Here is an 11,836-nt window from a genome sequence, read left to right as displayed (position 1 = left end):
ACCAAACCGGCTATATGCATGGAGAATCTTGTTGCCTGTACTCGTCACCGGAGCCGCGGGATTCATTGGCAGCCATGTTTGCCATCACCTCCTGAACAGGGGGGAAGCGGTCGTCGGCGTCGACAACATGAACGACTATTACGACCTGGCGCTTAAAAGGGGGCGGCTCGCCCGCCTTCAGCCCCACAAGGATTTTTCGTTTCATCAGATCGACATCGCCGAACAGGGCGCGCTCGCTAAGGCACTGGCAGGGCAAGGCATAACCAGGATTATCCATCTCGCCGCTCAGGCGGGCGTGCGCCATTCGCTCGACAATCCGAGGCTCTATGTCCGTTCCAATGTCGTCGGCCATCTCGAAATGCTCGAATTCTGTCGCGCGCAGCCCGCATTCGAACATCTGGTCTATGCCTCGTCGAGCTCGGTCTACGGCGGCAACCGCAAGGTTCCGTTCAGCGAGGCCGATCAGGTCGACAGGCCCGTCTCGCTCTATGCCGCCACCAAAAAAGCCGATGAATTGATGAGCCATACCTACGCCCATCTCTTTGGCGTGCCGCAGACCGGTCTGCGGTTTTTCACCGTCTACGGTCCCTGGGGCCGGCCCGACATGGCCTATTGGATATTCACCAAGGCGATGCTCGAGGGCAAGCCGATCCGGGTGTTCAACGATGGTGAGATGTGGCGGGATTTCACTTATGTAGACGATGTGGTGCGGGCCGTCGTTGCCGTGCTCGACAAGCCGCCCACGGCCGACGTTCCGCCCAGCAGGATTTACAATGTCGGCAACAACCGGCCGGTGCGGCTGGCCGATTTCATCGACACTTTGGAAAGACTGCTGGGTGTAAAGGCGATCCGCCAAAGCGAGCCGATGCAAAGCAGCGACGTCGAGCGGACCTATGCGGACATGAGCGCGCTGGAGCGGGATTTCGGCTTCAAGCCGGGCGTTTCGACGGAAGATGGGCTGAAGAAGTTTGTCGACTGGTATCGGTCGGAATGGGCTGCAGCATCAACGACAAGGTGACTGCGGCCTGAGTGCCGTCGTTGCCCGCACTTTCTTCATCCACGACCCCAAGGGCCGCGCATCTTCCGGGCCAGTGATCGGAACGGCGCGGGCGATCCTCTGCGATCGTTGCGCGGGGCATCGACCGGTGCAGCCGAAAGGTTCTGTGGATCGGGGACGTCGACCCCGGCATCGGTGATGAGCTGACGCAATCGCGATGATCCGCAGGCCGCCCAGGGGGCGCTCCACCGGCTATTGTGGCTTGCAGCAGTTCTGGGCCAATTTCGGGATAGCTGTTGAGGTGACTGATTTTATTGAATTAAATTGCGACCAGGGTCGCGAGAAAGTCAATTCCGACCAACGCTTCACTGCGCTTAAGGAGGCCCAAAGAAAGGCGAAGAACTTTCGCGGATCCCTCGTCTGGCACACCGTGAACAGCATCGACCACCTAATGCGAAGCTACTACGACTCCACCGGTGCACGACGCCAGAAGGTGGAAGGTCGGCGCTCGCCGGCGACCGAAGCTCAGAAAGCGGATTGGGAAGTAGCTCGCGCGTCCGCCCTCGGGCACGATATCGACCCATCTCCAGCCTTCCCATTTCACCGCCTCGGCCGCGCAAGGTGGTTCGCCGCTGAAAGGAATGGTGCCGATCTACCTACTGATGAGCGCCTTTCAGCTGGCGCCGTGGCTAAGGTTGCCGCAGGCCGGCGCGGGGCTTCCTAGGTCTGTTGGGTATCAGCGCAGGGAATGAGCTGCATTGCGTTCTGCAACCGCTCGCTGGATAGTCTTGGCGATGTTGCAGACCTTAATGACTCATTGGGCCCAGATCCTCGCGATCATTTCGGTGGTGATGGCGACCGTGGGCATCGTCCACGCCATAATGACGAAGGAAGACGTCCGCGCCGCCACAGGTTGGGTCGGCGTGATGTTCCTGTCGCCGTTCCTTGGCCCGATCATCTACGCTGTTGCCGGCATAAACCGTATCCGTCGTGCAACGATCAGCGCCATGCGGCCCCTTTCCAGCGAGGCGGCTTCCGCAAAACATGAGCGCGACATTGCCGCCGAGGAATTGATTGCCGAGCGGTACGGTCAACGCTTCACCGGCCTGAAGACATTGGGCGACAGGGTGGCGCGGCGTGCCCTGACCTTGGGAAACGCAATTGCGCTATTGGAGACAGGTGACGAGGCCTATGGCGCGATGTGCCGAGCGATTGACGGCGCTCAACGCAGTATCCTTCTGGAGACCTACATCTTCGACAATGACGATGTCGGGCGGCTTTTCATGAAATCTCTCGCCGGAGCTGTCCAGCGGGGTGTCAGCGTTCGCGTGCTGATCGATGCCGTCGGGGCGCGTTACTCCGTGCCCAGCATTCTTGGGCATCTGCGAGAGGCAAAAATCACAGCCGACCTCTTCAACGGCAACATCGTCATGGGCCTGCGTCTTCCCTACGCCAATCTCAGAACGCACCGGAAGATCCTGGTCGTCGACGGCACGATTGCATTTACCGGAGGGATGAACATCCGAAAGGGATTCTCAGCCGAGTTCGCCGGCTCCTCCAGCGCGAGGGACACCCATTTTCAGGTCACCGGGCCGGTCGTGGCCGACCTTTTTTCGGTTGCCGCCGAAGATTGGCGCTTCGCGACCGGCGAGCACTTGAAAGGCGACATCTGGCAAGTGGCCACGCTTCCCCAGGCTCCCGGTCAGCCGATGCTGGCGCGGGCGGTTGCGTCCGGGCCGGATGCCAGCATCGAAACGAACCACAAATTGCTGATCGGGGCATTTTCTGTCGCTCGCAAATCGATCCGCATCATGTCGCCCTATTTCCTGCCGGATCGGGAACTGATCAGCGCGCTGACGACCGCGGCCAGGCGAGGCGTCGAGATCGACATCGTGGTGCCGGCGGTGAACAATCTCTTCCTTGTCGACCGCGCGATGACAGCGCAATTCGATCAGGTCCTGAAGCACTACTGCCGCGTATGGCGCACGGCGGGCTCGTTCGATCATTCGAAGCTGCTGTCGGTCGATGGGGTTTGGGCCTATATAGGATCGTCCAATCTTGATGCCCGGTCCCTGCGGCTGAATTTTGAGATTGATATGGAGGTTCTTGATGCAGGCTTTGCCGCCGGGATTGAAGCGCGGATCGGATCGGCAATCGCCTCCGCGGCGCCCGTGACAATCGAAACCTTGAGAGCCCGGCCATTCATCGTTCGCCTGTTCGACCGAGTGTTGTGGCTGGGATCGCCCTATCTTTAGAGGCTTCTCTTGCTACCGGAGGGAATTTGGCTGACGCAGCCATCGTTCGATCTCCTTTTGAGGGCAGCATCTCGTCAGGGCATGGAAGCAGTGATTGCAGATCCCATTTGAGTGAGACAAAGCTACGTATTGAAGGCAGTGAGGACGAGCAGCAGACTCATGCAAAGAACTGGACGTAGCTTGCCTGCAAGTGTGCTCAAATCCATTCGCGACAGAAAAAAACAGAAGGCTAAGGCCGCGCCGTCTGAAGGGACCCGCCCCGCGGGGACTTTGGTCGCATCTTACAACGTCCACAAATGCGTGGGCGTCGACAGAAAGTTCGATCCTGAACGAATCGGTCGCGTCATCCGGGAAATCGGCCCCGATGTCATTGCGTTGCAGGAAGCGGACAATCGCTTTGGAGATCGTGCCGGCCTTCTGGATCTGCCACGTCTCGAATTGGAAACAGGCCTGGTGCCGGTGCCGGTGTCCGGAAACGGCAAAGGGCACGGCTGGCACGGCAACGTTCTGCTTTTAAAACGGGGTATCGTCCGCGATGTCCATCAGATAGAGCTCCCGGGGCTGGAGCCGCGCGGAGCCCTGGTTGCCGAAATCGATCTGGACGGCAAACGAACGCTGCGCATCATCGCAGCCCATCTCGGATTGCTGCGCCGGTCGCGCTCCGAACAGGCCCGTGTCGTGCTCGATATCATGAACAGCCCGGACGAAAAACCAACGCTGCTGCTCGGCGATTTGAACGAATGGCGACTCGGAAACCGTTCCGCGCTAAATACGCTGCACACGACTTTCGGTTCTGCGCTGCCGGCGGTCCCCACCTTTCCATCGCGTCTGCCGCTGCTGGCGCTCGACCGGATCATGGCAAATCGACACGGAATGATCTCAACCGTCGAAGCCCATGATACGCCGCTTTCGCGGGTCGCCTCCGATCATCTGCCTCTTACAGCTTTCGTTCGCCTGTGACGTAGCTGGCCAACGCTTCTGCCCCGTTGGTGGGTCGCGCGATTTTGTTTCCTGCTTTCTCGCAAGAGCGCATTTCGCCTCCCTCTGCACGTGAGGCATGGCGATGCGCTGGTTCGCCCTATCAAGGTGAGTGATTGACCCGGCGGCCTGCGCAGATATAGTTCGGCTGACAACATCCGCGTGCAAGGTTGTCCAAAAAGCGGAGATACAAGATCGCGGTGACAAGGCGTTTCGGGAGGAAACGATGCCAAATATTCGGAAGTCATTTTTGACGGTATTTGCCTGCAGCCTTGGCTGGGTACTTCCACTTGTGGTCGGCTCGCCCGCAGCTGCCCAGATCAAGCTGGTCGGCGCCAGTCAATTCAACGAAGATCACGCTTTCACCAAGACCATGCGCAAGTTCGAACAACTCGTTCAAGCTTGTTATACCGACGAGCCGGTCGAATTCGAGATGCACCTCAATTCGGAGCTCGGCCTGGAAAAGGATTATGTCGGCTTCATGAACCAAGGGATATCGGTCGACTACGCCGTGGCGTCACCCGCGCATATGTCGACCTTCTCCCAGATGGCTCCGCTCATGGACATGCCATTCCTGTTTCGCGACGAGGATCACTGGCGCAAGGTGCTGGAAGCCGATGCCCTGAAGCCGGTTGCCGACGACATTCTGCAGAAGGCCGACATCCGCCTTCTCGGCTATGCCGGAGGCGGCACACGGAACGTCTTCGCCAACAAGCCGGTCACCAACATGGCGGAACTGGCTGGCCTCCCGATCCGCATGCAGGGAGCGCCGATCTGGACGCGGGTCTTCGATGCGCTCGGCGCCGCGCCCTCGGTAATCGCCTATGACGAGGTGTACAACGCAATCCAGACCGGTGTGATCGCCGCCGGCGAGAACGAAGCCGCAGGCGTGGAGCAGATGAAGTTCTACGAAGTCGGCCCGCACTTGTCTCTGACCAAGCACGCCATCACCATCCGTCCGCTCCTTATCTCAAACAAAACCTACCAGAAGCTGCCGGAGAAACTGCAGAACTGCATCGATGAAGCCGGCGCCGAGGCTGGAAAATACGGCCGGGAGATCGAGAGCGGCGAGGACTCCGCGAAAGTCAAGACCATGGAGGAGAAAGGGTGGCTGCAGACGCACGAATTCACCGAGCGCGACAAGATGCTCGATGCCGCCACGCCCGTGCTGGAGGCCTATGCCGAGGAACTCGGCGCCGGCGACGTGCTGAAGGCGATTCAGGCGATCCAGTAGCGCGGCCGCTTCGCACTCTGCAGGGGCGGCCTCGGTTGGCCCTGCTTTCTCCCGCCGGGGATCCGGTCACACTCCGGAAAGCACGGCGGTGGCATCCATGACCAGGGTTCTCGACGTGATCCATGCCGCGCTCAAGATCGTGCTCGGCGTGTTGGTGGGCGGGTTGTTGGTGCCTGTTTCAATGCAGGTTCTGTCGCGGTTTACCGGGCTTATTCCCCGCTACATCTGGACGGAGGAAATCGCGCGCTTCTGCTTTGTCTGGATGATCATGGTGGGCGCGATCGTCGCGGTCCGCGACGGCTCGCATTTCGACCTCGACCTGCTGCCGACGAGCAATAATCGAAGAACCGAAGCAGCGAAGCGGATCCTCGTCAACCTGCTGATGCTGGTCGTTGCCCTGGTCTTTGTCTGGTACGGATGGAAGCTGATCGAGTTCGGCTGGTTCCAGACTTCCGAGATCGCCGCCCTGCCCATGAACTGGATCTATGTCACCTGGCCCCTCGCAGGGGTGCTGTTCACGGTGTTTATTCTTGAAAAACTCGTCCGCGATTTGAGCATCTTTATGGCGCGCGCACAGTGACCCCGCTCGTCGTCTCCTCGATCCTGTTCGGGCTCTTCCTACTATTCATCCTGTTGCGCGTCCCGGTTGCCTTTGCACTGGCGCTGGCCTGTCTACCGATCTTTTTCCTGGAGCCGCGGTTGACACCGATCCTGCTGCTCCAGGCAATGTTCAAATCCTACAACGCCTTCGTGCTGCTGGCGGTGCCATTCTTTCTGCTCGCTGCCAACCTGATGAACGCGGCAGGTATCACCGACAGGCTGATCCGCCTGTCACGCGCTCTCGTCGGCCACCTGCCGGGCGGGCTCGGGCATGTGAATGTAGTGGTATCCATGCTCTTCGCCGGAATTTCGGGGAGCTCTACGGCCGACGCCGCCGGCATCGGGTCGCTGATCATTCCGCAGATGAAAAAGGAGGGCTTCACCGCCTCCTTTTCGGTCGCGGTGACGGCCTGTTCTTCCGTCATGGGCGTGATCATTCCGCCATCGATCCTGATGATCGTCTGGGGCGGCCTCATGTCTGTATCGATCGGCGGCCTCTTCCTCGCCGGCGTCGTGCCCGGCATCCTGATTGGCCTTGCGCAACTGGTAACCGTTTACGTCTACGCGCGGCGGCGTGGCATGGGAATGCACGAGCGTGCCACCGCTCGCGAACTCGCCAAGGCCATCGCCAGCGCCTTCCTGGCGCTGCTCACGCCGGTCATCATTGTTGGTGGCATCGTAGGCGGCTTCTTCACGCCGACAGAGGCATCAGTCATTGCCGCCATCTATGCGCTGGTGCTCGGCCTGCTGGTCTACCGCACACTGGACCTGACGAAGATAGGGCGCATCTTCTACGATACCGGCCGCTTCGCCGCGATTGCGCTGTTCTGTATCGGGACGGCCAGTGCCTTCGGATTCATCCTCGCCTATTTTAAGGTGCCCGCCGCGCTCGTCGCCGTCGTCCAGGCAATGGATCTCGGCGTTACGGAGATGGGATTGGCAGTCGCCATTGCGTTCCTGGTCATCGGCTGCTTCATCGATGCCATTCCCGCGATTGTCATTCTTGGTACCGTGCTCTTGCCGGTCGCCCAGTCCGTCGGAATGCATCCCATCCATTTCGCCATCATCGGCATCGTCAGCCTCGCCTTCGGCCTCGTCACTCCGCCTTACGGCCTCTGCCTGCTCATCGCCTGCTCGATCGGGCAGATCTCGATCCGGCACGCGATACGCGATGTCGTCATTCTTCTCCTGCCCATGCTCGGGATTCTCATCCTTATCGTTTTCTTTCCGTCCATTTCTCTGTGGCTGCCCCGCCTGCTGATGCCGCAATTCGTGAACTGATAGCGGCACTCCGGGGACCGTCTGGAAGAAACATAACAACGCGGACGACGAGCATGTTTCTCGACATGGCGCAGGTTGGTTCACCCCACTTGCGGGGAAGCCCTTGCCGATTGCGAGAAGCACAATGTCCAACCGCTCGCAAAGCAGGTGGCCCTCGGCCGATATCCTCACGCACGCCATCTTTGTGAAGACGCCGGCCCGAGCCGTTTCGTCGACACGGAGGCCGCAGTGCGCTACCTGGCCTGGAAGTACACGCCCGAATGCTATCGCTCGTCCGGCGGCGGCCCGATCTCCCGTAAGTTCGAAAAGCAACGCGTGGAAGTCGAGGCGGCCATGCCGGGAAGGGGCATTTGGCGAAAGTCTCGTCGTTCATATTGCAGTGTTGAGCTCGGTTGCGAAATAGCCTGGGGCGATCGCGTTGACGATGATAACGTGACGGCCCCTTTCAGCGGCAGTGGCGCGTGTCTTAATCCTAGACGAATCCTTGCCGCAACGCATAAGTGGCAGCGCCATTGCCACTACGTGATCGCGCACTAATGTTGGCCGCGACAGGCGCAAAGCCTTCCGGCACCTCGACGCGGTCGTCGAACGCGAGGCAGTTCACCGGCAGCGCGCGCCGCCATTGATGCCCTGGAAGCTATAGCAGCCGCCGAATATCGAAAAAAGGCGCTTAGAAATGAGCTGGATCGGAACCGACGCATCGCCAAAGAACGCCCGGTTCCGATTTACAATGTCATTGTCTTACGTGATCGCGCACTAACGTAACCGACGGAATCGTGCAATTTTCAAGGGTGCGACTCCCATTCCTGCAGCGCAGGCGCTGCCAGCGCAGCCCCATTGGAACTCAATTCCCCTTCGATTGATACAGGAGCGAGACATGGTTTCGGAACGATTGGTTGCCAATGCCGGCTATGTTGCCGAATTTCTGGCCCTGATCGGCAGCGAGAAGCGGCTGCTAATGTTAATTCATCTGGCCGAAGGTGAGTTGTCCGTTGGTGATCTTGCAATGCGCGTTGGACTAAGCCAATCCGCCTTGTCTCAGCACCTGGCGAGACTGCTGCGGCTGGATATCGTAGCTCGTCGCCGCGAGAGGCAGAACGTCTACTATTCGTGTAAGTCCAAGCTTGCCCGCGAAATCCTGGATCTGTTGGCCGGCCTCGTGGCTACGGACAAATTGCCGTCGTCGCGACTTCAAAAATACGATGAGGGGGCACGCCGATTTGAGGCCGCATAAATCGTGTGCGCACCAGCAGCGACGTTGCCGAAGCGAATAGTATAACCTCGGCGATATCTCTAGTGAACGGGGCTATCCGGCGGCTTGTCCGAAACGGCTTATGGCAGTTATGTATTTAGTCTTCGCTAATGGGTGAGCGTCCGGTGCGTCGCGGCAGGAATTGATCGATGTTGCCGACATGGCCATGAAGATTTGGCCGGAAGAACGAGAGGGGTACGTGCCGGGAGAGCTTGCTTGGAACGCGAGCAAGTCTGAATGACGGCAACAAGGCACAAGGGCGTGGTCCGGTGACCCGGTACTTGACCCGCTCCGGCGCGGGCAGCGTCGCAGATTTGAGGCAAGCGGTCTCCAACTATAAGGTTGCCGACCAGTTCCTATGGACGGCACTGGCCGGAAAGCCCCATGGGAGAATAATGGATGTCGTGGAAACTCGATGAGACCGTGCAAACATCTGCGGGTACGGTCGCAGTGGGTCGAGTTGGTAGCGGCCCTGCACTCGTACTGGTCCACGGATGGCCGTGGTCTTCGTTCTCATGGCATCGGATCATTCCGGACCTTGCAATACGGTTTCGTGTCCACTGGTACGACATGCCTGGTTACGGGCAGTCTGATAAGAGCGCGGAGCATCGCACGTCGCTCGATGTGCAAGGACAGGTCTTCACTGAGATGCTTGCGCATTGGGGCCTCGAGCAGCCGATCGTCATTGCCCATGACATGGGCGGAGCGACGACTTTGCGAGCGCATCTGCTGCATGGCTGCGACTTCCATCGATACGTTCTGATGAATGTTGTTGCGATGCGCCCATGGGGATCGGAGTTCTTCGATCATGTCGGTCGCCATGTCGAAGCTTTTCTGGGTTTGCCGCCGCACATCCACAAGGCGGTCGTGGAGGCTTATATCAAAGGGGCGATCGTCAACGATTTCGATTCCGGTGATTTCGAGAAGCTTGTCGAGCCCTGGCTTTCCGAAGAGGGACGAGGAAGCTTCTATCGGCAATTCGCACAAGCCGACGAAACGTATACGGCAGAAATCGAACCGGTCTTCGGGAATGTCCGATGCCCGGTCAAAATCATCTGGGGCGAGGACGATCCGTGGATCCCGCTGGAACGGGGTAAAGCGCTTCATGCGCTAATACCGCGGGCATCGTTCGAAACACTGCCTGGCGTTGGCCACTTACCCCAACTCGAAGCTCCGGACCTGGTGCTGGGGCGGCAAAACGCACTTTCATAACGCGAAGCCGGGGCTGATGAAGAGATCGATCTGAACTGATGGGGTTGCTGAGTTGGGGTCAAGGCACCTTCGATCTCTGAGACCAGTTTGCCGGGTGCATGGTTGTCTTCGCGGTCGACATCGGTCGCCGCATGATGGAGCTTCGCGGACGAGCCTTAATGTGGACGGCGCACTTTGCTGGAGACAGCGGTGCAACCGCATCAGCGGAATGGCTCGGCTCACGTCCCGGCAAGGACCCCTCAAGCACTCAAATCCTGAACGCTGTTCGCAAGTTTCATGCTGTGGCGTTCCTGAGGCCATTTTGTCTGGCGCAATGACGCTGTCGCCCCAACGGTCTCGAACGACGAGGCGCTGCGGGTACGCCGATAAGAAGTGTTGTCAAAGGCCCTGTTGCAAAAACTGATGTTGGTGGTTGCCGAAGGGCTCTGCTGCCGTGGTATCACATTGAATAGATGCCGAATTGGCTGTTGATCAGGCGCACTTCGCCCATGACACCTTCCTCGTAGCGCCAAAGCGCGACCTGACACTTAGCCGGCGTCTCAATACCCCAGGACGCGGCCATCGACATTAGATGTATCCTGGCGGACAGTTGGGAAAGGGCGAAACGGACGCGAGTTTCACCTAGTCGCCGGTTTTCAACGTCCGCTGAAATCGACACATTTAGTGAAATTGAGATTGACATTTTTCAGTAGACCATCCATTTTCAGCAGATGCTGAAATCGGGCGACCCATTGAAAAACATTGAATATCAAGCTGCGGAAGCGCTGCGGACCGTCTTCAGCGACGTTCCGCCAGTTGCCATCGAAAGTATTGAGGTTGGATCAGGCTCTTTCGATCGCGAAATCGATATTCTTGCGCATGTCAGCGCCTTCGGGCGCGCACATATTCTCGTCTGTGAGGTGAAGTCGAGCGGACAGCCGCGCCACGTTCACTCGGGCCTGCTCCAGGTGCAAAGGGCAATAAGACACATAGGAAAGGGCGCAATTCCTGTGTTCATTGCGCCCTTTCTTTCTCCAGAAGCACAGGCTCTTTGCCAAGAAGAAAATGTGGGGTTCCTCGATTTCGAGGGAAATTGTCGGCTCGTTTTCGACGGCATATTTATTGAGCGTAAGGTTCCGACCCGACCTGCAATCGAACGCCGCGAATTGAAGTCGATCTTCAAACCGAAATCCGCGCAGGTTCTGAGAGTGATGTTGCGCGATCCACACCATGCCTGGCGCGTCACCGAGCTTGCGGACGCAGCCAGTGTCAGTCTCGGCCATGTCAGCAATGTCCGAACTGCGCTTGTGGATCGGGAGTGGGCGAAAATCGGCGATGATGGCATGTCGCTCATTCGACCGGCCGCGGTTCTGGACGCTTGGCGGAACTCTTATGAACCGCCAGCGGGTGATCGCCAAACCTTCTACACTACCCTGCACGGGAAAGCGTTCGACCAGGTCGTTCGCGATGCGCTTGGTGCGTCGAATCGAACGAACCGAGCGATCCTCGCATCGTTCTCGGCGGCACAATGGATTGCGCCGTATGCTCGGGTGGGCAGCCAGTTCTTCTACGCAGATAGTGGAGGTCTCGATTGTCTACGGCATGCCCTCAAGTTGTCGTCTGCCGTGAAGGGTGAAAACGTTGTGGTCACGATCTTGAAGGATGAAGGGCCACTGCTTGATACAATCGAGCCGGCGCCTGGCGTCGTTTGCACAAGTCCTGTTCAAACCTATCTTGATTTGGCGATATCCGGGGAGAGGGGACAGGAGGCTGCTGACTATCTGCGGCAGGAGAAATTACAATGGCTCCAGTAGTACCGCCCGATCCGCAATCGGCTGCCGACTACGACGACCGCACGACCGCAGCCGTGAAATCGGTTCTGAACCGCGCCGGGTTTTCCGGAGGCCGTTTCGTTTGAGTCACGCCGCCATGGCTGGCTCTTTGAGCATGGCGTAGTAGCGTTCCTCGGCTTCGGCCGGCGGGATGTTGCCGATGGGCTCCAGCAGCCGGCGATTGTTGAACCAGTCCACCCACTCCAACGTCGCGAA

At 58.8% G+C, this 11,836-nt stretch carries 12 protein-coding genes and 2 pseudogenes; 11 read left to right on the top strand and 3 right to left on the bottom strand.

Features of this window, described 5'->3' with window-relative positions; genetic code table 11:
* The first annotated feature begins 31 nt into the window (after positions 1 to 31).
* The 8 genes from IQ26_RS33630 to IQ26_RS40085 all read left to right on the top strand — a co-directional run bounded on the left by IQ26_RS33630 (position 32) and on the right by IQ26_RS40085 (position 7,882).
* Positions 32 to 1,018 (top strand): NAD-dependent epimerase/dehydratase family protein, encoded by a 987-nt coding sequence (locus IQ26_RS33630; protein ID WP_208760274.1) that lies wholly within the window; start codon positions 32 to 34, stop codon positions 1,016 to 1,018.
* Positions 1,019 to 1,259: 241 nt separating this feature from the next.
* Positions 1,260 to 1,721 carry a nucleotidyltransferase family protein gene (locus tag IQ26_RS33625; RefSeq protein WP_145722702.1) on the top strand — a complete coding sequence of 154 codons (462 nt, stop codon included), beginning with the start codon at positions 1,260 to 1,262 and terminating at the stop codon, positions 1,719 to 1,721.
* 70 nt (positions 1,722 to 1,791) lie between these two features.
* Positions 1,792 to 3,252, top strand: coding sequence for a phospholipase D-like domain-containing protein (locus IQ26_RS33620; RefSeq protein WP_145722701.1), 1,461 nt, complete (start codon positions 1,792 to 1,794; stop codon positions 3,250 to 3,252).
* 159 nt (positions 3,253 to 3,411) lie between these two features.
* Positions 3,412 to 4,212, top strand: coding sequence for an endonuclease/exonuclease/phosphatase family protein (locus IQ26_RS33615; RefSeq protein ID WP_145722700.1), 801 nt, complete (start codon positions 3,412 to 3,414; stop codon positions 4,210 to 4,212).
* 268 nt (positions 4,213 to 4,480) lie between these two features.
* On the top strand, positions 4,481 to 5,464 hold the full coding sequence (locus IQ26_RS33610) for a TRAP transporter substrate-binding protein (RefSeq protein WP_240547373.1): 984 nt from the start codon (positions 4,481 to 4,483) through the stop codon (positions 5,462 to 5,464).
* A gap of 97 nt (positions 5,465 to 5,561) precedes the next feature.
* On the top strand, positions 5,562 to 6,044 hold the full coding sequence (locus IQ26_RS33605; RefSeq protein WP_145722698.1) for a TRAP transporter small permease: 483 nt from the start codon (positions 5,562 to 5,564) through the stop codon (positions 6,042 to 6,044).
* Complete coding sequence (locus IQ26_RS33600) at positions 6,041 to 7,345, top strand: TRAP transporter large permease (RefSeq protein ID WP_145722697.1); 1,305 nt, start codon at positions 6,041 to 6,043, stop codon at positions 7,343 to 7,345. Before IQ26_RS33605 ends, IQ26_RS33600 begins: the two co-directional genes overlap by 4 nt.
* A gap of 228 nt (positions 7,346 to 7,573) precedes the next feature.
* Positions 7,574 to 7,882: a hypothetical protein gene (locus IQ26_RS40085; RefSeq protein WP_208760273.1), complete on the top strand. Its 309-nt coding sequence runs from the start codon at positions 7,574 to 7,576 to the stop codon at positions 7,880 to 7,882.
* Positions 7,883 to 7,892: 10 nt separating this feature from the next.
* Here IQ26_RS40085 and IQ26_RS40760 read toward each other — a convergent pair.
* Positions 7,893 to 8,002: pseudogene (locus tag IQ26_RS40760) on the bottom strand (glutamine amidotransferase); the annotation flags it as partial.
* A 220-nt stretch (positions 8,003 to 8,222) separates the two neighbouring features.
* On the opposite strand from IQ26_RS40760, the gene IQ26_RS33580 reads away from it, so the two are divergent.
* Together IQ26_RS33580 and IQ26_RS33575 are read left to right on the top strand one after the other, a co-directional pair.
* The gene (locus IQ26_RS33580) at positions 8,223 to 8,579 is read left to right on the top strand and encodes an ArsR/SmtB family transcription factor (RefSeq protein ID WP_145722696.1); all 357 of its coding nucleotides are present in this window, start codon (positions 8,223 to 8,225) and stop codon (positions 8,577 to 8,579) included.
* 417 nt (positions 8,580 to 8,996) lie between these two features.
* Positions 8,997 to 9,809 carry an alpha/beta fold hydrolase gene (locus tag IQ26_RS33575; protein ID WP_145722694.1) on the top strand — a complete coding sequence of 271 codons (813 nt, stop codon included), beginning with the start codon at positions 8,997 to 8,999 and terminating at the stop codon, positions 9,807 to 9,809.
* A gap of 439 nt (positions 9,810 to 10,248) precedes the next feature.
* Here the strand turns inward: IQ26_RS33575 and IQ26_RS41165 are convergent, their stop codons facing one another.
* On the bottom strand, positions 10,249 to 10,377 hold the full coding sequence (locus IQ26_RS41165) for a hypothetical protein (protein ID WP_276316457.1): 129 nt from the start codon (positions 10,375 to 10,377) through the stop codon (positions 10,249 to 10,251).
* Positions 10,378 to 10,540: 163 nt separating this feature from the next.
* On the opposite strand from IQ26_RS41165, the gene IQ26_RS33570 reads away from it, so the two are divergent.
* Positions 10,541 to 11,602, top strand: coding sequence for a type IV toxin-antitoxin system AbiEi family antitoxin (locus IQ26_RS33570; RefSeq protein WP_240547372.1), 1,062 nt, complete (start codon positions 10,541 to 10,543; stop codon positions 11,600 to 11,602).
* A 105-nt stretch (positions 11,603 to 11,707) separates the two neighbouring features.
* Here IQ26_RS33570 and IQ26_RS33565 read toward each other — a convergent pair.
* A pseudogene (locus IQ26_RS33565) lies at positions 11,708 to 11,836 on the bottom strand (IS3 family transposase); the annotation flags it as partial.

The sequence above is a fragment of the Mesorhizobium tianshanense genome (assembly GCF_007830515.1).
Lineage (GTDB): Bacteria > Pseudomonadota > Alphaproteobacteria > Rhizobiales > Rhizobiaceae > Mesorhizobium > Mesorhizobium tianshanense.
This window is presented reverse-complemented; position numbering and strand designations above follow the sequence as displayed.

Coding starts and splice junctions, on each gene's coding strand:
- IQ26_RS33620 (WP_145722701.1), top strand. CDS start 1,792: ATGTTGCAGACCTTAATGACTCATTGGGCCCAGATCCTCGCGATCATT.
- IQ26_RS33615 (WP_145722700.1), top strand. CDS start 3,412: ATGCAAAGAACTGGACGTAGCTTGCCTGCAAGTGTGCTCAAATCCATT.
- IQ26_RS33605 (WP_145722698.1), top strand. CDS start 5,562: ATGACCAGGGTTCTCGACGTGATCCATGCCGCGCTCAAGATCGTGCTC.
- IQ26_RS33580 (WP_145722696.1), top strand. CDS start 8,223: ATGGTTTCGGAACGATTGGTTGCCAATGCCGGCTATGTTGCCGAATTT.
- IQ26_RS33575 (WP_145722694.1), top strand. CDS start 8,997: ATGTCGTGGAAACTCGATGAGACCGTGCAAACATCTGCGGGTACGGTC.
- IQ26_RS41165 (WP_276316457.1), bottom strand. CDS start 10,377: ATGTCGATGGCCGCGTCCTGGGGTATTGAGACGCCGGCTAAGTGTCAG.